Below are 20,970 nucleotides of genomic sequence, written 5' to 3' on the forward strand. Positions count from 1 at the left end.
ATTATTAATATACTCTGTAAAGAAATGTAAAGAAAAACAATGCAGGATAAAGTCGTTGTTGTTGTTGGTGCTACTGGTGGCATTGGTTCAGCCTTAACTCGCAAACTTGCATCTACAGGGGCGAGTTTGGTACTGGCGGCGAGAGACTCGACTCGTTTGGCAACCCTAGCAGGGGAACTACCGCTTAAAGTTTTGACTGTTCCCACAGATATTACTGACAGCCAACAGGTAGACACTTTAATCGAAAAAGCGATCGCAGAATTTGGTCAAATCGATATCTTGGTAAATGCGGCTGGTGCTGGCATCCTCAAGCCTTACAATAGCGTGGAACCCGCTGATTTGGACAAGATGTTAGATGTCAACCTCAAAGGCAGCTTCTACACCACTCAAGCCGCGGCTGAAGAAATGCAAAAGCGCAAATCTGGTCACATCTGCAACGTTGTGGGAATTTTGGGCAAGCATTCAATGGCAATGGCAGCAGCTTACTCAGCTTCTAAGTTTGGTGTAGTTGGTTTCAGCAAGTGCATGGCAGAAGAACTTAAGCGCTTTGGTATCAAATTCACCTTATTTTATTTTGGTGGCATAGATTCTCCTTTCTGGGATAATGTCAGTTTGAAGGTAGATAGAAAAAAAATGCTCAGTCCCGAAACTGCTGCCAATGCCATTTTCTACGCTTTGTCTGCTGAACCCCAAGCTGTACCAATGGAAATTAACATTCAGCCTGATAGTCATCTATTTTTCTAGTTTCGAGAAGGTTTGAGTCTATCGGTATAATTCTTGCTTAGGAAGGACTTGATAATCTAGCAAAAGAGGCAAAATTTACAAATATAAAAGCTTTTGTGCTTGATTTTCAGGATTTATGGAAATTGCTCACGTTCACTTCTATGTAGAAGATGCCAAACTGTGGCGGGATTGGTTTGTACACTATCTTGGGTTTAAAGCAGTAGCCAGTGGTATGAGTTCGTTTCACACTTGCACAGAAGCTGTGCAAAACGGTGTAGTCTACTTTTTACTGTCTTCGCCGCTTTTACCCACAAGTCCAGTTGCTGAGTTTCTGCGTCAACATCCACCTGGCGTGGCAGATGTCGCTTTTGCAGTAGAAGATGTGGAAGCAGCGATCGCCCAAGCCCAAGCACACGGTGCTACAATCTTACAACCCATCACTGAACAGCAGTTTGGTCAAGTCTCCCTCAAATGTGGCAAAATTGCTGCTTGGGGCGGATTGACTCATACGTTGATAGAAAAGTCATTTGTCAGTTGTCAGTTGTCAGTTGTCAGTTGTCAATGGCAATTAACAACTGACAACAATTTTACAACCATAGATCACATAGTACTGAACGTGGCAATCGGTGAATTGGAGCTTGCTGTCGATTGGTATAAAAATATTCTAGGTTTTCAGCCTCAGCAAACTTTTAAAATTCAAACTGATCGCTCTGCTTTGCATAGCCAAGTGATGATTTCGCGCAACGGCAGGGTACAATTACCAATTAATGAACCTGCTTCTAGTAATTCCCAAATTCAAGAATTTTTAGATATCAACCGAGGCCCAGGAATTCAACACATTGCTTTACGGACATCTAATCTCAAAAATGCGATCGCTCAATTTCGGGCGTGTGGTTTATCTTTACTTTCAGTCCCCGAAAGCTATTATACCCAGCTAAAAAAGCGGCCAGGACTGCCATTATCATCTCAGGAATTGGAAGCGATCGCCCAACAAGAAATTCTTGTGGACTGGAAAGAAGATGCCCAAAATGCAGTGCTATTGCAAATCTTTACTCACCCTATTTTTGAACAGCCAACTTTTTTCTTTGAATTTATCGAACGCCGTTCCCAAGCTCAAGGTTTTGGCGAAGGTAACTTTCGCGCTTTATTTGAAGCTATTGAAAGCGAACAAATCAAACGCGGTACTTTGAAATAGAGTAGGTATTTATTCGATTTCAGTCAATGTTAAAGTTTCGCAAATTCTAACAAATTTGCGAAAATAGAAAATTTTTTGCTAAAAGACCTATGCTGCCAGTATCTAGGTTATTCTCTTACGAAAATAACCAAAGAGAGCGAGATGGAACCAACTACAGAACAGTTGAGAGCATTTTACAGTACATGCGTCAGAGCCAGTAATATGCTTCAACCTATCAATGTTGTACGACTGGACGAAAGAACAAAGCGGATATACGTTTTAATTGGCGACACAATACAAATAGAGATATATCCAAATGGTTAGGTGACGTTTCCATGACTAAACCTGATTATCAAGCCATGTCAGATGATGAATTAAGAGATTGGGTCAGATATCACCCACAAGACACCGAGGCATTCCATATTTTAATGGACAGGTTAGACCAGCGACCAAAAATTATCACTCGCACTGATGAAGAATTTGAAACCGAGTTAAAAAGACGTATTAACCAAGCTAATTGAAAGTAAATTCAAATTAGTGGAAAACCAGTATTGTGTTGACTGATGAATGATAACGGTCATCGGTCAACAGCCTTAACTAATAATTATGCACTTTAGATGTGCTTTAGCTTATAAAATAATTTAATAAAAATTAACATTTGCTTTCCGCCGATGCTGAGACTAATTACTGACTTCGACGGCCCGATTATTGATGTTTCTGAACGCTACTACCGTGTGTATCAATTTTGTCTGGAGAAAACCAAACGCCCAGACCAACCAGTGCAACAACTTTCTAAAGCGGAATTTTGGCAACTCAAGCGATCGCGAATTCCCGAAAAACAAATTGCTTTAAATTCTGGTTTAGACGAAGCGCAAGCACAGGAATTTGCTCAGTTGCGGCGAAAAACAGTGCATACACAACCATACTTTGAGTATGATACCCTCGCTTTGGGTGCTGTGGAGGCACTGTTAAAAATTCAACAAGCTGGCATTGATTTGGCAGTGATGACAATGCGCCGAGTTTGGGAACTAGACTATGCTTTCAAAAAATATGATTTAGCGAGATTTTTCCCAGAAAATCGCTGTTATTGCCTCAGCAACGACTACGTAAAAACTCGTGACATTGATGATAAGCCTTTATTGATGGCTAGGGCACTAGAAGAACTACCACATATACCTAATACCTGGATGGTGGGAGATACGGAAGCTGATATCACTGCTGCAAAAAAACATAATATTAAAGTGATGGCTGTGGAGTCTGGTATCCGCGATCGCACACAATTGGAACTTTACCAACCCGACTTGATTGTTAAAGATTTGAGCTTCGCTGTAGAGTTAATCCTAGGGTTTAAGGCATCACTTTAATCATCAAAAACTTACATCAAAACTCCCCTCTCTATCAGAGAAAGGGGAGAAGGAATTAAGATATTGCTGAGTTGTCTTTTGTCTTGAGTTGGTTTGTTTGAACGTAGCAGCTATGCAATTAGACAACTATACCAATTGCTCACAAGCAATCTGAAATCCACAAAACATAGCTACTTTGCCACAATCTTCAAGGAATTTAACGTAGAAAGCTACTAACCAACCACAACAATATAAAAGTCAGTACGGTAGAAAATTGATTCGGGCTGAGGTTGATAAATTGTATTTGCGGTAAAAGCCAGTTAGCAACTATTCCCCCGATAATTAAGCCCGTTATTAGTCCACATAATGTCAACAAAATTGCTCGGCCAAATCTACCTTCTTTGCGATTGAGAAAGTAGATACTAATTCCTACCCCAACTACTAACACCAACTGTAAAACTTGATCGCCAGCAGCTTGGTAAAAGACGCTAATAGCACTCAAACCCAAGTACCAGGCTCCTGGTAGCAGTACATCTGTGGGCGTTGGCTGATCCAGAATGCTTTGCAGCCAGGCGGGTGACTGCTCACGAGTAACTGGACTTTCTTTTTGAGGCGATTGCACTCTAGCTTCTGGAAACCGAATACGCTCTGGCACTTTTATTTTACCTTCTTGGCGCATCCGTAAGCGATCCATTAAAATCGCATCGTAAGCTGCTTCAATTACCTCTATACTCTTGCCATCGCCACTATACTGCTCCAATAGGCGATTGCGAGCATCCTGTATCTCATCGAAGCTAGCATCTTCTGATACCCCAAGTTTGTCGTAGGGATTTTGATCGCTCATGGGAGTTTATACTTCAGCCTTAGTCACGGGCAGTTTATCACTTAGAGTAAAACAAATTTAGGTTTTACCCAGATCGAAACTAGACGTGTCGATCTATATTTATGCTCTACCAGGATAGTAGCACGGGTTAGATTAACCTGGAAATTTTAACTACAGCCACTTTAACATATTGCCATAACTCCGTGTATCCCCTCATGTCGTTGGTCAGTGAGGGCTTTACTCTAGAATTTGAACTAGGCATACCTAAAGCGTCTTTTTCATGAAAAAATCAAGTTTTTTGTTTCAAATTTGGCAGTTTACCGTACCTTGACGATTTTTGGTGAATTATCCGCAAAGTAGCTGGTGGTGTCGATTCACATATAGATTTAGAATTGAAAAGTTTTAAATCTCCATGTTGGGATAGGAACGTCTCCTAGATTACCGAACTACTATGGCTAATTTCTGAATATACCGCAACTAGCGATCAAGTTAGTAATTACAATCACTCTATTCGAGTAATGCATAACTAACTAAATCTTGATGCCTTCATTGGAAAGAATCCTGATTACACTATTATTTGGATAATCTGGAAATTCATTTCCAGCCCTTGTAGATTCTTAAATAAAGCCCCAAAATGGAAACTGCGTTTTTACGCAATCCTCCTGTTAATCTTACGAATTTTTGTGCAAAGTGATGGTCATGGCCCCTGCCAAGATTCTTGTAGTTGATGACGACCCAGCGGTTCGGAATTTAATCCAACGCTTTTTGATTAAGCAGAACTATCAGGTGGAGGCTGCTGAGGATGGTAAAACAGCCTTAGCGTTATTTGAGCAATTTAACCCAGATTTGGTGATTCTAGATGTGAATTTACCAGATGTCATTGGGTTTAACCTCTGCCAAGAGATGCAAAGTCGTAATGGTGTGTTTGTTCTCATGCTCACTAGTCGTGCGGATGAGGCTGACAAGATTCGCGGCTTTTCTAAAGGTGCTGATGACTATCTCACCAAGCCTTTTGGACTGGGAGAGTTAGAAGTCAGAGTAGCAGCTATTTTGAGGCGTCAGCGGGTTGTGACTACTGCTGAACAAAAACGCCTAATATTTGAAAAGCTGATGATCGATCCAGTACGACGGGAGGTATCACTGAATAACCAACCAGTACCCCTGACCGCTCTGGAGTTTGACTTGTTGCATTTTCTAGCCAGCCATCCTGGCCGAGTCTGGCGACGAGCAGAGCTGATTCAAGAAGTTTGGGATTATGAATATGTTGGCGACCAGCGAGTTGTAGATGTGCATATAGGTCAGATTCGCAAGAAAATTGAAGTTGATGCTAGCCAACCAGCATTAATTCAAACTGTACGTGGTGTGGGATATAAATTTGAATGTCCTACTCACTCCCAACAGTTGGAAACCAGTTCTTGAATCACATAGTCTCTAGTCCAGAGTTTTTAAATTATGAACTCTCGACTTTTGACGTAAATCAATAAGTTACTGTTAAATTGAGTAAAAAATCATTTCAAACCCTTGATTTTAAACCAACTTTCTGCGGCTAAAGGGATTTGAATGAAAAACATGGTCATGCCTGGGGGAATCCCTACCCTATGCTACTGCAAGCTAGTTTGCATCTACGATAATCGCAAAGGGCTAGCTTGGATGCTCATTCCTGACTAAGGAATGGCGCAGAATCGGCAATCAGGAAATCTCCTGCGAACTGTTCCCTACCTCATTGCCGTGCATCTACGCACAATTTGATGATTTGTCTGGGCTTAAGAGTAGGCATTGTATTTTTATTTTTCAAAATGGCAAAATAGCAAGAATATCACTTGTGTTTTTGTTGTGATATTGCCCCAACTTGGCGATCGCTTGCTTTAAATACAATCCATCGATGGGGCACTGTATACCGCACTCATCAGGTATGAGCCAGAATAGCATTACTTATCTGTACCAGGACTTTGAAGTGCCTGGTATTTTAGCTATTTCTGGCGAATTAGTGCAAAATATTTATATTTAGCTGTGGTGAAACAAAGTTTCCAAATATACACGGGCAGCGCGGCGATCGCTATCTCCATTTTGGAGTAAAAATAGTGACAATGCTGCTGTCAATACTCGGTTTTGATCCCAATCGGGATGTGTTTCTAAGTACTTTTTCAGGGATTCATCGAGTGTTTCGGGAATTTCTGTAAAGATGCTAACCGTTGCTTTCATGAGATTTTCCTTCTCTGAGGTCAATCAAGAGGGAGATATTTAGTGTGTCAGACTGCCTAACAATCTGTGCCAACAGTTGAGTTGGGAATTGGGAATTGGGAATTGGGAATTGGGAATTGGGAATTGGGAATTGGATTCTACTACTTAGTCATCACATCTGGCCCATTACCCATTACCCATTACCCATTACCCAGTCCCTAGTCCCCAGCCCCTAACTAGTTGAACAGACTAAAAAAAAGGCAAGCCGCATCATTGTGCGGCAAGAGGGGGTGGGTTTGTCAATGCTGCGAAATGTTAACAAGGCTTGTATAAAAAATATTTTTCTACGCAATCATCAGCATTTTGAACTATTTTTTGTTACATTTCTTAATTTAAACTCAGTTTTTCCTGTCTCTTGCCTCTATAAGTCAAAAATCCCCAGTAAAACAGCAAGAGCCGATGACCTCGTAAAACATCTGTGGAAAACCTGTAAAATCTCTGTGGAAACCTTGTGGAATCAGTGAGGAAAATTGTAGTCAATGATAAGAATTGCAAAAATATTATTCTCTAATGAAATTTTAATGGCAGTAAATTTGCGCTAAAATTGTTGTAATTATCATAGTTAGCACTTAAGCAAACAATAGCCGAAACCCTGATTGTATGTAGCGTTAATTTATTAATTGCAGCTACAGTTGGTAGTTTTGCGTAAATTTAAATGCTGACTCCAAGTAAATCCCAAATCTAGATTTTGGTCATTGTGTAAATTCCTCTTGGAAGTTGGTACTAGTTTTACCCTTTTTGACACTGAGCTTCACTTGCCCTAGTTGGAAATACTTACTACAGGACTCCTATTTGATTTTTGAATTTTTCACAAATCAAACCGGATTTCTATAGATGAGGTTGCATAAATTTCCAGCGTACTCCCGATAATTTGACAAAACAACGTTAAGAATGTAGGGCAAGCTGATGATAAAGATTGACCAGAAAGACAAAAACAACTTTATTTGTCCTCGTAGTCGTTACTACGGTGGAATCAAGCTAGAAAACCTCATGTTTAATGCTAACCTACAAGAATTTGCTCATAAAGTTAGTTTCATTGCCAATTTAGAAACAGGTGGAAAACTCTCTCCTGAACAAGCTTACGAGCAGATCCAAACGCTTTGGAAAAAGTTGGAACACAGCAAAGAAGAACTGAAAATAGGCATGAATAATATTAATTAGCTTGCCACATCTTAAATATATCAGGGCTAACAGTCATAAGATATGATTTTGAAAGAGTGATCGCTGCAATTCCCCATCAATACAAATATGTACACATAAAGCGATAGCACAGGCAAGATGCCCGTGCTAATTTCACAACGATTGCGTCCAACTATTTAGCCAATATGCTCAACTTTAACTGAAGGCGCACCAACACCATTGCCTTGTGTTTGTGGAGTTTGGGCTGTACCGTGTAGTTTTAGATCAGGCTGCGGTGGGTTCGGTTCTGGGCCTAGGGGTTGGGGATTTGCAACATACTCAAATTCCCCTTTGCCATCGATTGAACGGCCTTTTGCCCAACGACCTTCGGCGCTATCATTGCCTTCGGAGTTATTCCAGAACTGATAGGCAAACTCACTCTTTCCATATTCATACGCGACATTGGGAACAACAGTCTCCTCAAACCCTTCACTTTTGAGATCTTCAATCGCTGCTAACCACTGGTTTTGGTGCATCGTATCGCGGGCAATCATAAAGCTCAAGGTATCTTTCACCCCTGGATCATCTGTCATTTCATACAACCGTACAGCCTGCATGAGACCCTGAGATTCGGCATGGAGATTAGAACGAAAGTCTGCCAATAGGTTACCACTGGCGACAATGAAGCGACCGTTCCACGGGAAGCCAACACTGTCAGCGGGCAAAGCACCTCCACCTGAAACAATGGTATGTTGTGGATTCATAGCTGCGGTAATCACATCTCTTAGATTAGTACCTCCCATGACGGCACCCACAACTGGATCTTTTGCACCATCCTCTTGGTATTTGACTGGTGCTTTATCCAGCAGATGGGCGATCATCGTAGCTAGCATCTCGACGTGGCCAATTTCTTCAGTACCAGTATCCAACAGCAAATCTCGGTATTTAGCAGGGCCTCGACAGTTCCAACCCTGAAACAGATACTGCATCATCACGGTCATTTCCCCTAAGCTACCTCCTACGAGTTCTTGTAGCTTCTTGGCATAAACAGGATCGGGATTTGTGGGAGGCGTGAAATACTGTAACCGCTTTCTGTGATAAAACATTTTAGGTTCCTCGTTGATGACACATTGAATTAGCACTCATTCAGACTTTTCTGATGTTGTGAGTGAGTTGCTTATGTTTTCTAGGAAACCTATTAATTCTTTTCTGTTCATCATTCTATAGTTACATAAAAAATACTTAAAAACTAAGTATATTGACTGAGGTAATATCATTCCCTGGCACAGTCATTAAATCTGTAAAATAAAGCAAAAGCCAGAGGTTTAGCCTCTGGCGAAATATTACAAACCTATATTGATAGAAAGTAAAAAATTACCTATTAATTTTCATCACGCCCGTGAACTTGTGCCGGAGGACTGGTTGCCTCAACTGCGGTGAATGATTCCAAAATTTTATATGTGTGGTTCACACCTTTTGGTACTACCCATGAACTTCCAGGTTCCAGCAAAATCATTTGCCCTTCAATGTGTAATTCTGCCCGACCATTAATTACATAACCAACTGTTTCATAGTCGCGCGAAGTTGGTTGTTTATCTTCTGTTGGTTGCTCATTTTCCCAAAGACGCATAGAAAGTGATTTGCCAGATGCAAGATATTTCTGACCGAGTTTACCTTTGGGAGAATGGGTAGAGTCTATTTTCTTAACACTTGTGTCACTCATAGTTACACCATTTTGGATTTTAGATTTTGCGAAAAGTTTGAGCGGAGGTTTCCTCCGTAGACGCTTTGCGGCTTGCCGCAGGCATCAAAGCTTTTCAAGACGGATTTAAGATTGTGAATCGCCTTATGGTTTGAGTACAACTTTGATGCAGTTATCTTTCTTGTGTTTAAAAATTTCGTAGCCGTGGGGTGCTTGTTCTAGGGGTAAGGTGTGGGTGATGACAAATGAGGGATCGATTTCGCCGTTTTGAATGTGTTCTAGTAAAGGTTTTAAGTACTTATGGACGTGGGTTTGTCCCATTTTGAAGGTTAGCCCTTTATTCATGGCAGCACCCATGGGTATTTTGTCAAGAAAGCCGCCATAAACCCCTGCTAGCGATACGTGACCACCTTTACTACAAGACACGATTACTTGCCGTAATGCCGTGGGACGGTCTGTTTCTAGACGCACTGCTTGCTTTACTTGGTCATAGAATGCCATCAAATCTGTGCCATGTGCCTCCATTCCCACCGCATCAATACAAGCATCCGGGCCACGTCCGCCAGTCATTTCTTTGAGTGCTTCCCCAACATCAACTTCTTCGTAGTTGAGAACTTCGGCTTTTCCATATTCTTTAGCCATCTGTAGCCGTTCAGGAATACGGTCAAAGGCAATCACTCTTTCGGCACCCAGCATATAAGCGCTTTTGATGGCAAATTGTCCAACTGGGCCGCAACCCCAAACAGCCACTATATCACCAGGTTTGATGTGGCAGTTTTCTGCTGCCATGTAACCTGTGGGGAAAATATCAGTTAAAAATAGTACTTGTTCGTCTGTTAGACCATCAGGGATTTTGAGTAAGCCTACATCGGCAAAAGGCACTCGTGCATACTCTGCTTGACCACCAGCGTAACCACCAAATAAATGAGAGTAACCAAATAGACCAGCGGGTGAATGACCCATTTGCAATTCTACTAACCAAGCATTGGGGTTAGAATTGTCACACAAAGACCATAAATCGCGGTTGCAGAAAAAACAGTTACCGCAGGAGATAGTGAAGGGAACAACCACGCGATCGCCCACTTTCACATTTTTGACTGCACTCCCTAATTCTACAACTTCCCCCATAAATTCATGACCAAGGATATCACCCTTTTGCATTGTGGGGATATAGCCGTTGTATATATGCAAATCTGAACCACAGATTGCTGTAGAAGTAATTTTAATAATAGCATCACGCGGGTTAATAATTTTGGGGTCTGGAACTGTTTCCACCCGCACATCGTTTGCTCCATGCCAGCAAACTGCTTTCATAATTATTTAGTCCTTAGTCTATGTTTCTTGGCTCATTTATCTCAAGACAAATATCTTGATTTGGCCTAATTGAGAGACGCGATAATTATCGCGTCTCATCAAATATTCAAAGCTTATTCAGCAAATTTCGCTCTACTATTTAGACTCATAATTTGCTCAATATCTAGGTTCTATCTCTCAATTGTCTGCTAGGAGGATTTTGGTAATAACCCTCTTTATTTTCATTGGTTATGTTTTTTTCAGAATTAAAAAACTCTCTTGTAGCTCTAGGAGTTTCTTCTTCTAAGTTGAGTTTTTCGCGAACATTATCAACCGCGCCTTTTAATTTATTCTGAGCATTTCTGATTTGGGTATCGTTTCTGACTTCCCCTCGGTCATCGGGTGTGCCTTTATAATAAATTCCCTCTGGAGTTCTCACAGTAGAATCTTTGGTGGCTTTATTTCTACCAGAATCAAAAAACTCTCTTCTAGCTCCAGGAGTTTCTTCATCCAAGTTTAATTTGTCACGTACAGCATTAGCAGCATCTTTGAAAGCATTACTATCACTTCCTTGATAGCTACTTCCTTGACTGTCATTTAATTTTTGTCTTTGTTGAGGTTGGTTTCTATTTTGACCCCAGTCATCTGGTGTGCCTTTATAATAAATCCCCTCTGGAGTTGTGACATCAGCTTGTGCTACGCTAACGAAGCTGAAACCTTGCCCTAACAGGAAAGTAAATCCTACTAAGAAAACAACAATAATTTGGCGAAAACGAGAAATCATCTGCTTCATAAATATCCTCAATTGAATGTTTTTGTATGTACAAAACAAGGCTGAATGACTATTCGTCACTCATGGTTTGAGAACAACTTTGACACAGTTGTCCTTTTTTTGTTGGAAAATGTGGTATCCGTGAGGCGCTTCTTCAAGCGGTAATTCATGAGTTACCACAAAGCTTGGATCAAGCTTTTCTTCCAAGATTAACTGGAGTAACAAATGCATATATTTCTGCCCATGCATTTGCCCCATTCTGAAGGTTAAGCCTTTATTGAAAGCAGCACCCAAGGGGATTTTGTCTACAAAGCCACCGTAAACACCCATAATTGAAAGAGTGCCACCTTTACGACAGGCAACCATCATTTCTCGTAGTACGTGGGGACGGTCGGTTTCTAATCTCAGCTTTTGTTTTGTTTGGTCATAGAAGTCTTCTAAACCTACACCATGTGCTTCTAAGCCAACTGCATCAATACAAGCATCTGGGCCGCGTCCACCAGTCATTTCTTTTAATGCTTCGCCAGTATTAACTTCTTCGTAGTTAATTACTTCTGCTTTGGCGTATTTTTTAGCCATTGCCAAACGTTCGGGAAAACGGTCAATTCCTATGACTTTTTCAGCACCCATCATATAGGCGCTGATCATGGCAAACTGTCCGACGACACCACAACCCCAAACGGCGACGGTATCACCTGGCTGAATATCGCATAATTCTGCACCCATATAGCCTGTGGGGATAGCGTCGGAGATAAATAATAGTTTCTCGTCTGGTATGTCTAATGGGACTTTGACAACACCAACATCAGCAAAGGGTACACGTATATATTCAGCTTGTGCGCCTGCATAGCCACCTAACAAGTGAGAGTAGCCGTAAATTGCTGAGGTGATATTGCCGTATAATTTTTCTTGCATCCAACCTTTAGGGTTGGAATTATCACACAGCGACCACATATCACGCTGGCAATAATTGCAATGACCGCAGCCAATTGTAGAAGGAACAACAACGCGATCGCCTAATTTTAAATTGTCGATTCCTCTACCAACTTCTACGACTTCTCCCATAAATTCGTGACCGATAATGTCACCTTTTTGCACTGTGGGAATATAACCACCGTAAATATGGAGGTCTGAACCGCAGATTGCTGTGGAAGTAATTTTGATAATAGCGTCACGCGGGTTGAGAATTTTTGGGTCTGGTACTGTCTCTACCCTGACTTCGTTGGCACTTTGCCAGCAGACTGCTTTCATAGTTATTAGTTAATAATTATTAGTCAAAATAATTCGTAATTCGTAATTCGTAATTATTAATTTACAGACAATTAGCTCAATATGAATAAAGTTACCATATGTTTTTTATTCATCAATCAAGATTAATTTTCTGTCCTTCCAAGATGTAATTCGTAATTAATGAATTCTTAATTACGAATTACAAATTACGAATTACGAATTACCTGCGTCCTGTGGGTTGGCCTTCGGTTGTAGCGATTTCGCCGGCTTCCATTAACATTTTGAAGCGGCGTAAATCATCTCCTATTTGCTGTTCTGGTTCTTCACCAAAGAGTTTAGCCACAGCAGCTGCTAATGCTCCTCCAGGGAGGTTATATTCTAATACAACCTTGACTTCGGTGCCGCGATCGCCTGGGGCTTTTTGAAACCGCACAAATCCAGAGTTATCAACGTCTGCACCTTCCACAGAAGCCCAAGAAATAAACTCGTTTTCCCGGTCTTCCAAAATGTCTGCATCCCATTCGACGCTGTTACCCAAAGGTGCATTGGCTATCCAATGAGAACGTTTCTCGTTATAGACTTTCACAAATTTGAGATGCTTCATAAATTGAGGCAAATTCTCAAAGTTGTGCCAAAAACGGTACAGTTCGTCTGCTGGTTTATTGATTGTCACCGTTTTTTCAACTTTAATAGGTTTATTCATGCCTATTGCTTCTTGTGCTTGTTGAATTGTGCTTTGTTTCATAGCACCTTGATAGATCAAACTGCCACCAGCTAAAGCTGTCAGCACTCCTCGTAAAGAACCTTGTCTTAAACCCATGAGGACTAGCGCACCGCCGCCTATCAGAGATGCCCAACGCTCAACTTCGCTAGCTTCACTTTGACTGTGAGTCAGTTTATTCCCGGAGGTCGAAGTCACTTTTTTATCTCCTGATTTGAATTAACTCACCGCAGAGAGTAAAAACGTTTGCACTCTGCGGTTTGTTCTAAACTTTAGACTGACGATGCAGCCGCGCCTGTTGTAGGCTTGGGAGGCTGAACCCTAACGCCTAAGAGGGCATGATATCGCTGTGCCAACCGCTGTTCGGATTGCAACAAATCTCGGTAAATTTCTTTGAAAATACTGGTTGCTACGGGGTCGGTGTACATGACACACAAGTTGCCAATATCGCCGATGCCGGTTTGCACATCGCGTAAAGCACTGCGTAGCTGAAAGATGTCATCGCTTCCTGTAAGGGCAGTTTTCACTTTGGCATATTGACTGGCGATATTCGCTACTAAAGAGGGTTTTTCGCCAAGTACGTGGAGATAATTTTCTAAGTTTTGAATGTGACGCTCTTTATTAGTAATTATCTCTTGAAACAGCGATCGCGTTTGTGTATCCGATTCTTTTTCGGCATACTTTTCCAAAGCTTCTAGTGAATAACGTTCACTACTCAAAGCAGTATTCAAACCTCTAACAATATCACTTTTGGTTGAACCACCCCAAGCATCAGCTAGTTTCCACCATTCTGCATTTGTATCGTTTTCATTTGGCAGTGCTGCATCTTTACCGCCGTAACCCAAGCGACTGAGAATTGCTGTGGTAAAAATTGCTAAATCTCCAGGTTCACGCGAGGTAATCAAGTTGCCATCAACTACTAATGGCTGGTCGTGAAAATTTGCACCCGCATTAATGATATCTTTGCGAATGGCACTAAAGCCAGTGGCTTGTTTTCCTCGAAGCAAATCAGCTTCAATTAAAAGTTGTGGCCCGTGACACACAGCAGCTATCAATTTTCCTTGTTGTGCTGCATCTTGCACAAAGCTTACTGTATTGGGGTTAAGCCGCATTTTATCAGGAGCCATACCACCAGGAATCACCACGGCGTCGAATTCTGATGCTATGGCTTCGGTTATGGTGGCATCGGCTTGCACACTCAGTTTACCACGCTTACCTTTATATTTTTCATTCATGCGGGCACCGAGGACAACTACTTCTATACCTCCTTGCTTTAGTCCATTAGAAGGAATGATAAATTCTACATCTTCTACATCATTCTCAATGAGAATAGCAACTTTCTTTCTAACAGTATTGTTGTTGTAATTTGTCATAAATTTTACCTAATCTATTGTAATTTACTAGCTACATTGATTGAAATTTTCTGCTGATTTTGATTCATTAATTATGCAGGAACTTCACTTGTTGGTGACGTTGGAAATAATTCCTCGTAATCGTGGGTAAAATGAGCTTGAAAAGACGCGAATGTTTTTGGATTTATAGCGTTTTGTAATACTGCAAACACAGCTCGAACATGAATGGCGGTGGTTGTTGGCTCTATATTTTCTTTTTGACTTGTTCTTGCAATAAATTCTTGCAAGTTGAAAGATTCTCCAGTATCTCCTTCTTGACCTTGCAAATACTCACCTAATTGCTGCGGTAATTCTGCTGCTATTTTATTCGCTTCATCGCCAGCAATACGTTCTTTAATAGTTTCTAATGTGGCACGAGTAGCACGTTCTGCTTCTTCGCGAGAATTGGATTGAGCAAGGCTTTGTACATGAGTGATAAACTCGTTGTATTCCACTTTATACCTCCGCTGAGTAAAATCAATACCTGCTGCTGATTGTGCAGATATTTAATAGCAAAAATAAAAGTCAACTTAGCGGCTTTTTGATGAATGATTTTTAGAAAAAAAGCTATGAGTCAGAAATTAGCAGTTGGTACTGTTGTGGGTTGATAATTACTAACTCATAACTCATCAGTGTAACTACATGTGGCTTGACCGTGAATTTACACTTATTAGATTAGCCTGTAATAACTATGCCAGCTTCGTTCTCAGGGGATAGATTGTTTTATTTCTCAAGTCGTACATCTTCAGCAATACAACATTTTGCTTTGAAAACGTTATTGTAAGAAGGCAGAAAAGACTAAAATATTATGGTAGATAAAAATAATAATCCCGAAACTGAATCTAACGATTTACCACAAGAAATCACTGAATCTTACGGTACTGGTGTAAAAGACTTACCAGGGTACAATATTGGTGGTCGCACGATGCTGCAAAGAATGCATCAGTATACACATACTAGTCCTGAAATCACTGGCGGTGATATTGATGCTGATTGGGAAGATGAAGATACAGTAGGTGATGAAGCTGTTGGTGGTACTGCTCCTACTCCCGATCAAGATATAGTAGAAGATCTAGCAGCAGCGGTTGGAGTGGAAATTGATGATAATGAGCCTCTCCACACAAATGATATGTTAGAGGAACGTGACGATGCACGCTGGGAGTTAGATCCAAGGTCTTCTGATGATTATGAAGAACGGAAATAAGTAGAAGGCAGAAGCCAGAAACGAAATACGTTTTACTAAGCGGGTTTCTCTAGTGGAAATTTTACATCTCAATTTGTCACAGTTGAAGCTAAAGTAGCGATCGCCCCTCCTGTGCAAGTGAGAAATAAAACTTCACACTGTTTTATCAGCCTGCTTTTGTTGAAACTGGCTCAATAACCAAACTCCAACTTCAGACTGATTGATTTCACGGCTACGGCGTAAAGCTTCTTCTAAGGTGGCGATCGCTAGTTTTGGCAATACCTGAGATTCTTGAATGCGTTTACTACCCTGATCCGCCACAGCATAAGCGATGATTTGGGTATTCTGCACATCTACCACCCAGTATTCTGCAACGCCTAACTCTTCATACAGACATCGCTTTGTACCCAAGTTATCAAATAAAAAGCTTTTAGCAATTTCAATGACTAAATCTGGTGTAGGATAACAATTAAGATTGACTATTCCCGTACCTGCTGGGATACTTTGGGCGCGTTCTCTGAGATAGTATGCTATATCTGGTTGACAATCCTGTACACCAATTTTGCGGAAGGTGGTTCTGTCTAAACCTGTGGCTGAAATTCCTTGAAGTGTAGCAAACAGAGTTACTGCAAAAATAATTAAAACATGATCTTGACCATGATCAAAGCTAACTGGTGGCATTTCCAGTCGCCTGTGTCCCTTGTAATAGTAACTCTTGGCTTTATCGTCGAGCAAGTTAGCGATCGCTTGTAGATACTCATCCCAAGAAGCATGAATCCATGTATCTGTCGGTAGCTGGGTTTGAGTTTCACTCATTACTTAACCCTTCCGCTAATCAGCTACATCTTTTTATATCTCAAATTTTGAGCTTTAAGCTCAATTGATTGACTTTGGAAGTCGAATGTTTGTGTTCTGAAGGCGACATTTGAGCTTATCAAGTCCAAAGGTTGAGTTTTGAGAGTGAAATATCGAGTGCAAAGAGTGAAACTTGGTGTTCACAAGAGGAAGTTTCAGCCTTTTTGCTTGGTTGTTGTAGATTTGAAGTTGAAATTTGGAGTTGTAAAGTACAATTTTTGAGTTCTAAGGTTGAAACTTGAGAGTTAAAGATTGAATAGTGGTGATTGTCGCTTCAATCACCTGATTTTTAAATTTAGTTTATTCTCCCTTAACCCCAGCCTCTATTGCTTTTACGAATGGACTTACCCACCACTGATCTGAAGCTTTTTGAAGTGCCTCAAATATAAATGCTTTTCCTCCAGCTTTTAAGCGTTTTGCCAAAGTTGGGTTTTGGTTAACTTGTTCGACTGCTGCTGTCACAACTCTTTGTTTCTCTGCTTCTGTTGTGGGTTGATAATTCTGTGTGAGACGGTTGAAGATTTGCTGAATTTCATCAAAAGCATCTACAATGTTTTGTTCTGGAGCATAATTGTGTTGAATTTGATCTCCATTGATAGTGCTGTTGATATTGGCAGCGTTTACAGGGTTGTTAAAGTTGATTATTGGGTTGTTTGATTCTTGCATAATCAGAACTTCTGCCTGAATGTGTGTACTTTGAGATTCTATTGTATTCCTTACAATTTGCAGAATCTCTTCTGGTTGAGGTGGTTGCCAAGTTTGGCGGCGGGTTAAAGCCTCAGCCTCTAGTAATCTCCAGTGCAATTTGTCTTTTAATTCTGGAAGTTCACGGATAATTTTGCGAAGTGCTTCACACGCTTGATGAGTACCACATTCTTGTAAACGCTGTAGAATATAGTCTTTCCATGTTTTGATACTGTCTTGTGGTGTGACTGTGTGTGCTTCTATACCTATAATTTTTTCATCTTCAGAAATGTTTTGTTTTGTGCGATCTGAATCAGGATATTGCTTGGCAAGAAAGATATATAAATCTGCTATGTATTGTTCAGGTAAACGCTGTTCTAAACTCCCGCTATCTTCAAATGAGAATGCTATCTTTTCAATAACTTCTCGACCAAATGCCGTATCTTGCTGAATAACAGGCCAAACAACTGACCAACCTGCATCTTCTGCATAGACTATCAGTGCTTTCGCTGCTGCAATTGCTTTTGCTCTTTCCTTACCACTACTTGGAAGTGGTGAAGTAATTAGAGATTCTGCAAATGCTTTAGCTTCAGTAAATCCATTTCTCAGTAACTCCTCAAGTAAATCACCTAGACTGTTATCAGTTAATTCTTTATCTTGAACTTTATCAAATAATGCTTTGGCTAACTTTTCATTCCAGCAATTTTTTATTAAGCGATTGATGTCAACAAAACCATGTTTTTGATTTACTTTTTCAATTAATCTCATTAAAACTCTAATAAATTCGCTAGGAGCATTTTGATAAGCTTGTTTAATAAATTCCTGACGATGCTCGTGGTCTTCAGTACTTCCCCAGTTAGGATATGCAATAATTATTGCTATCCACTTTTGCCATTCTTCGGCAGACAGAGAAGAAATAAAGCTTGGTGCTTGTTGTCGCAACAAAATTAATGCTTGATAACCTACTAATGCAGAGTAGCGTAAATTATTTGTACCCAGCCAAGCTTGATTTTCTGGATTACCATCACTTAGATATAGCCTCGCAGCGTTAATAATCCTTTCTTTTGTTGAATCTTCTGCCTCAATCCAACCAGGAAGATTTATCAAACTAGAACCAAATGGATCACCATAATGAGTACTATCAGCTTCAAGAGTTAATTCAAAACATAAAGAACACCAAAGATTAGACTGACCAGCCTCAATTTGTCTCAAAATATTAAGTACTCGTTCTCTTGGTGGAGGCTCTAAAAGAGGTTGTTTCTCATCTTCATCCAGCCATTGCTGTTGTTCCAAATATCCTGCCTGTTCCTGCTGCGCTCTGAGTGAGCCTAACTCAATTGGTTCTATAAGAGATTCAAACTCTTCTCTTAGCATTAAGTTGGTTTCGCTTGCTGTAAGCACAGCATCTAGATCCTTAAATTCTAATTCAGGTCGTCTAAAATTCCACCGTATCAATTTTGCCCAAATTCTTTGATTGTGTTCATTTGCCGATTTTTGAATACATTCAGTTAACCATTGAAAATCTTCTTTAAAAACTATTGTTATCCTAGAGCCAATTAACCATAGAGGCTCTGTATCCATTTCTGGAAGTAATGAAATAATTGACTCTATAAGTTGACGGCGCTTTTGAACATCATCTTTTAAAACCTGACTAAAAGATATTTTTTGATACGACTTATCATAAACAATTACATCGTGGTTTTTTAATCGCATAAAAGCAACTCTAGCAAATGCCTGCATGACTTCTGGATTATTCAGATGCTCCCAAGCTTTCAACATAATTGCATCTGATAACTGTCCAAAAGGATAATGTAAATTGCGCCTAATAACTTGTTTTTCTAGCCATTTTAAAGCTACTGGCAAATCAGATATTTGAAGATGTTCTACAAGCTCTCTCGCTATAAAGCCCTGATATCTACCACCAGTGGATTTAGATACTGGTTGTATTAATGTGTCAAAAAGTTCTTCTGCTGTGATGTTGCCTGGCCAAACTGCTCGGAGTCCACAACCTTTTAGCTGTTCGTCTACATCATTTTGGATTTTTGCCACTGCTAAAGGTTTTAATCTTGCTTTGGTTTTCTCATCACCAATACTGCATACAGCCACTGCTGCTTTGATGCGAACCCAAGAATACTGCTGAGAATCAAGTGCAACATTAGCAAGATACTCCTGTAAATCTGTGACATTACAGGCTTCTGCGATATTTATTGCTACGTACCGTGCATTAATACTCTTTGTTGAATAACAAATATAAGGTAAAAGCTGATCAGGTAATTTAGGATGATTTAGATTTTGGTATAGCCAAGTATTATATTGGTAAGTTAATTTTTCTTCATTATGTAATCTCAGAAGAGATTCAACCAAAGATGCTTTATCAGTATCACTGGCAGTGGCAACATCGCTTTGAAGTATTACATGAGGATCAGTCTTCATAACTTCCTGAAATACTTCAGGTAACATACTGGCTAACCAAGATACAGTTTCATAAAGCTGAGGAATAATCCTGCTATCAGGATCATCAGGATGAACTATAAGTTTTAGTATTTGAGGTAATTTGACTTGATGTTCTTTTAGATACCATGCGGACAGAAACTCAGCATAAGTTTGGTGCGCCCATCCCATACGGCTTAACTCACCACGAGATGAGAATAAACCAGTGTCTAAAACTTCTTCAACAGCTTCTTGAGTAATTTCAAACTCTCTACCGTCAAAGCTTTCTGTTCCCTGGCATATCTTTTCAATCAGCACATCATCATCTGGGACATCACCCCAATCTACACCAGTCCAAATAGCAGATTTGTTACCAAAGATTGTAATAGCTGCAATTCTAGCGGCAATAATTAAACGTTGTCGCCTATCAAACTTTCCTTTTAATTTTGATGAAATACGGCTCTTATTCCGTTCTTCACAAAGCCAGAGGCATCCTTCAAAATAAAGCTCATGTAGCCTTTGATTAGGAGGAAATTGACCGCCGTGGCGATGATAAGTCTTGAGAAGAAATTCTAATGTAATAGGCTTAATAGCCAAAGGTACAACATTTTTATGATTAATTTCGTTTAAAAATACTTCAGCATCTTTGATGCCTGCAATTTTTGCTACTTGACTAACATCTATACGACGAAGCGGAGCTAATTCATAAATTCCTACATTGTCTTTACCCCAAATTTCCTTTAATCCCTCTTCTAATACTGGTTGCCAAACTGCTGTTCGGCAGGCAACACGCAGATTTAAACGCTTAATTTCATCACGATAGGCTTTAAACTCATCAACTAAGAGTATTGCTAATGTATTTATACGTAACAAACACTCATCAACGCTGTCTAGAAAAATATGTAATTGATGAGTACCTTGTAACCATGCATTGAATTGTGGACTGTTAAATAATCTGTTAACTAATCTGTTTTCATCTCCAAAAGAACGAATATCTAGTGTAAGGATTTGATCACCTTGCAGTTGAATTTTACTGATAATTTGTTTTTGCTCTGCTTCTAAAGCATGGCTTTTGCCAATTCCTGGTTCACCCAGGAGTGCTAAACAAGGAAAGTCTGATATAGCTTCAAAAGTTACTAGGTCTGGATTATAAATGTGTCCCAACTCTGCTTCTGGATCACACAGATAACCACCACAAATCAGATTAATGCGACCTGAGCGAGGACACCAAAACCGTTTCCAACCGTAATCTTGACTGGACATTTTCACTGAGAAAAGGCAGAAAA

Annotated in this window: 21 protein-coding genes; 8 read left to right on the top strand and 13 right to left on the bottom strand. The window is 40.2% G+C overall.

Annotated features, from left to right (window positions below):
* The first annotated feature begins 39 nt into the window (after positions 1-39).
* From I8748_RS29055 to I8748_RS29070, 5 genes are all read left to right on the top strand, one after another.
* Positions 40-744: an SDR family oxidoreductase gene (locus tag I8748_RS29055; RefSeq protein WP_198127961.1), complete on the top strand. Its 705-nt coding sequence runs from the start codon at positions 40-42 to the stop codon at positions 742-744.
* Between the two features lie 115 nt (positions 745-859).
* On the top strand, positions 860-1,918 hold the full coding sequence (gene hppD, locus I8748_RS29060) for a 4-hydroxyphenylpyruvate dioxygenase (protein ID WP_198127962.1): 1,059 nt from the start codon (positions 860-862) through the stop codon (positions 1,916-1,918).
* 141 nt (positions 1,919-2,059) lie between these two features.
* Entirely contained in the window at positions 2,060-2,221 is a 162-nt protein-coding gene (locus I8748_RS36400) for a DUF6888 family protein (protein WP_404800375.1), read from the top strand.
* An 11-nt stretch (positions 2,222-2,232) separates the two neighbouring features.
* A complete protein-coding gene (locus I8748_RS29065; RefSeq protein WP_198127963.1) occupies positions 2,233-2,418 on the top strand; it encodes a DUF6887 family protein in 186 nt (61 codons plus the stop codon).
* 150 nt (positions 2,419-2,568) lie between these two features.
* Positions 2,569-3,261, top strand: coding sequence for an HAD family hydrolase (locus I8748_RS29070; RefSeq protein ID WP_198127964.1), 693 nt, complete (start codon positions 2,569-2,571; stop codon positions 3,259-3,261).
* 196 nt (positions 3,262-3,457) lie between these two features.
* Here the strand turns inward: I8748_RS29070 and I8748_RS29075 are convergent, their stop codons facing one another.
* Positions 3,458-4,084 carry a CPP1-like family protein gene (locus I8748_RS29075; protein WP_198127965.1) on the bottom strand — a complete coding sequence of 209 codons (627 nt, stop codon included), beginning with the start codon at positions 4,082-4,084 and terminating at the stop codon, positions 3,458-3,460.
* Positions 4,085-4,762: 678 nt separating this feature from the next.
* Here I8748_RS29075 and I8748_RS29080 point away from each other — a divergent pair.
* Positions 4,763-5,482, top strand: coding sequence for a response regulator transcription factor (locus tag I8748_RS29080; protein ID WP_198127966.1), 720 nt, complete (start codon positions 4,763-4,765; stop codon positions 5,480-5,482).
* Between the two features lie 372 nt (positions 5,483-5,854).
* Here the strand turns inward: I8748_RS29080 and I8748_RS29085 are convergent, their stop codons facing one another.
* Together I8748_RS29085 and I8748_RS29090 are read right to left on the bottom strand one after the other, a co-directional pair.
* Positions 5,855-5,992, bottom strand: a complete 138-nt coding sequence (locus I8748_RS29085) for a hypothetical protein (protein WP_198127967.1) — start codon at positions 5,990-5,992, stop codon at positions 5,855-5,857.
* Between the two features lie 75 nt (positions 5,993-6,067).
* A complete protein-coding gene (locus I8748_RS29090) occupies positions 6,068-6,265 on the bottom strand; it encodes a DUF2811 domain-containing protein (RefSeq protein WP_096558961.1) in 198 nt (65 codons plus the stop codon).
* A gap of 945 nt (positions 6,266-7,210) precedes the next feature.
* Between I8748_RS29090 and I8748_RS29095 the strand changes: the two genes are divergently transcribed.
* On the top strand, positions 7,211-7,465 hold the full coding sequence (locus I8748_RS29095; RefSeq protein WP_198127968.1) for a DUF7219 family protein: 255 nt from the start codon (positions 7,211-7,213) through the stop codon (positions 7,463-7,465).
* A 155-nt stretch (positions 7,466-7,620) separates the two neighbouring features.
* On the opposite strand, the gene I8748_RS29100 is transcribed toward I8748_RS29095, so the two are convergent.
* From I8748_RS29100 to I8748_RS29135, 8 genes are all read right to left on the bottom strand, one after another.
* Positions 7,621-8,529 carry a manganese catalase family protein gene (locus I8748_RS29100; protein ID WP_198127969.1) on the bottom strand — a complete coding sequence of 303 codons (909 nt, stop codon included), beginning with the start codon at positions 8,527-8,529 and terminating at the stop codon, positions 7,621-7,623.
* Positions 8,530-8,804: 275 nt separating this feature from the next.
* The gene (locus tag I8748_RS29105) at positions 8,805-9,146 is read right to left on the bottom strand and encodes a cupin domain-containing protein (RefSeq protein ID WP_198127970.1); all 342 of its coding nucleotides are present in this window, start codon (positions 9,144-9,146) and stop codon (positions 8,805-8,807) included.
* A 123-nt stretch (positions 9,147-9,269) separates the two neighbouring features.
* Positions 9,270-10,439 carry a zinc-dependent alcohol dehydrogenase gene (locus I8748_RS29110; RefSeq protein WP_198127971.1) on the bottom strand — a complete coding sequence of 390 codons (1,170 nt, stop codon included), beginning with the start codon at positions 10,437-10,439 and terminating at the stop codon, positions 9,270-9,272.
* Positions 10,440-10,602: 163 nt separating this feature from the next.
* On the bottom strand, positions 10,603-11,211 hold the full coding sequence (locus tag I8748_RS29115) for a hypothetical protein (protein WP_198127972.1): 609 nt from the start codon (positions 11,209-11,211) through the stop codon (positions 10,603-10,605).
* Between the two features lie 60 nt (positions 11,212-11,271).
* Positions 11,272-12,441, bottom strand: a complete 1,170-nt coding sequence (locus I8748_RS29120; RefSeq protein ID WP_198127973.1) for a zinc-dependent alcohol dehydrogenase — start codon at positions 12,439-12,441, stop codon at positions 11,272-11,274.
* A gap of 199 nt (positions 12,442-12,640) precedes the next feature.
* Positions 12,641-13,339, bottom strand: a complete 699-nt coding sequence (locus I8748_RS29125; RefSeq protein WP_198127974.1) for an SRPBCC family protein — start codon at positions 13,337-13,339, stop codon at positions 12,641-12,643.
* Positions 13,340-13,413: 74 nt separating this feature from the next.
* Complete coding sequence (locus I8748_RS29130) at positions 13,414-14,514, bottom strand: DJ-1/PfpI/YhbO family deglycase/protease (protein ID WP_198127975.1); 1,101 nt, start codon at positions 14,512-14,514, stop codon at positions 13,414-13,416.
* Positions 14,515-14,585: 71 nt separating this feature from the next.
* Complete coding sequence (locus I8748_RS29135; RefSeq protein WP_198127976.1) at positions 14,586-14,987, bottom strand: DUF2267 domain-containing protein; 402 nt, start codon at positions 14,985-14,987, stop codon at positions 14,586-14,588.
* Between the two features lie 353 nt (positions 14,988-15,340).
* Between I8748_RS29135 and I8748_RS29140 the strand changes: the two genes are divergently transcribed.
* Positions 15,341-15,736, top strand: coding sequence for a DUF6335 family protein (locus I8748_RS29140; protein ID WP_198127977.1), 396 nt, complete (start codon positions 15,341-15,343; stop codon positions 15,734-15,736).
* A gap of 132 nt (positions 15,737-15,868) precedes the next feature.
* Here I8748_RS29140 and I8748_RS29145 read toward each other — a convergent pair whose 3' ends face one another.
* Positions 15,869-16,531: a Uma2 family endonuclease gene (locus I8748_RS29145; RefSeq protein WP_198127978.1), complete on the bottom strand. Its 663-nt coding sequence runs from the start codon at positions 16,529-16,531 to the stop codon at positions 15,869-15,871.
* Between the two features lie 339 nt (positions 16,532-16,870).
* Entirely contained in the window at positions 16,871-20,947 is a 4,077-nt protein-coding gene (locus tag I8748_RS29150) for an NACHT domain-containing protein (protein ID WP_198127979.1), read from the bottom strand.
* Between the last annotated feature and the right edge of the window lie 23 nt (positions 20,948-20,970).

Source organism: Amazonocrinis nigriterrae CENA67 (genome assembly GCF_016056305.1).
Classification (GTDB): domain Bacteria; phylum Cyanobacteriota; class Cyanobacteriia; order Cyanobacteriales; family Nostocaceae; genus Amazonocrinis; species Amazonocrinis nigriterrae.

Coding starts and splice junctions, on each gene's coding strand:
- I8748_RS29100 (WP_198127969.1), bottom strand. CDS start 8,529: ATGTTTTATCACAGAAAGCGGTTACAGTATTTCACGCCTCCCACAAAT.
- I8748_RS29115 (WP_198127972.1), bottom strand. CDS start 11,211: ATGAAGCAGATGATTTCTCGTTTTCGCCAAATTATTGTTGTTTTCTTA.
- I8748_RS29150 (WP_198127979.1), bottom strand. CDS start 20,947: ATGTCCAGTCAAGATTACGGTTGGAAACGGTTTTGGTGTCCTCGCTCA.
- I8748_RS29105 (WP_198127970.1), bottom strand. CDS start 9,146: ATGAGTGACACAAGTGTTAAGAAAATAGACTCTACCCATTCTCCCAAA.
- I8748_RS29080 (WP_198127966.1), top strand. CDS start 4,763: ATGGCCCCTGCCAAGATTCTTGTAGTTGATGACGACCCAGCGGTTCGG.
- I8748_RS29110 (WP_198127971.1), bottom strand. CDS start 10,439: ATGAAAGCAGTTTGCTGGCATGGAGCAAACGATGTGCGGGTGGAAACA.
- I8748_RS29065 (WP_198127963.1), top strand. CDS start 2,233: ATGACTAAACCTGATTATCAAGCCATGTCAGATGATGAATTAAGAGAT.
- I8748_RS29095 (WP_198127968.1), top strand. CDS start 7,211: ATGATAAAGATTGACCAGAAAGACAAAAACAACTTTATTTGTCCTCGT.
- I8748_RS29090 (WP_096558961.1), bottom strand. CDS start 6,265: ATGAAAGCAACGGTTAGCATCTTTACAGAAATTCCCGAAACACTCGAT.
- I8748_RS29070 (WP_198127964.1), top strand. CDS start 2,569: ATGCTGAGACTAATTACTGACTTCGACGGCCCGATTATTGATGTTTCT.
- I8748_RS29075 (WP_198127965.1), bottom strand. CDS start 4,084: ATGAGCGATCAAAATCCCTACGACAAACTTGGGGTATCAGAAGATGCT.
- I8748_RS36400 (WP_404800375.1), top strand. CDS start 2,060: ATGGAACCAACTACAGAACAGTTGAGAGCATTTTACAGTACATGCGTC.
- I8748_RS29120 (WP_198127973.1), bottom strand. CDS start 12,441: ATGAAAGCAGTCTGCTGGCAAAGTGCCAACGAAGTCAGGGTAGAGACA.
- hppD (WP_198127962.1), top strand. CDS start 860: ATGGAAATTGCTCACGTTCACTTCTATGTAGAAGATGCCAAACTGTGG.
- I8748_RS29130 (WP_198127975.1), bottom strand. CDS start 14,514: ATGACAAATTACAACAACAATACTGTTAGAAAGAAAGTTGCTATTCTC.
- I8748_RS29085 (WP_198127967.1), bottom strand. CDS start 5,992: ATGCTATTCTGGCTCATACCTGATGAGTGCGGTATACAGTGCCCCATC.
- I8748_RS29145 (WP_198127978.1), bottom strand. CDS start 16,531: ATGAGTGAAACTCAAACCCAGCTACCGACAGATACATGGATTCATGCT.
- I8748_RS29140 (WP_198127977.1), top strand. CDS start 15,341: ATGGTAGATAAAAATAATAATCCCGAAACTGAATCTAACGATTTACCA.
- I8748_RS29055 (WP_198127961.1), top strand. CDS start 40: ATGCAGGATAAAGTCGTTGTTGTTGTTGGTGCTACTGGTGGCATTGGT.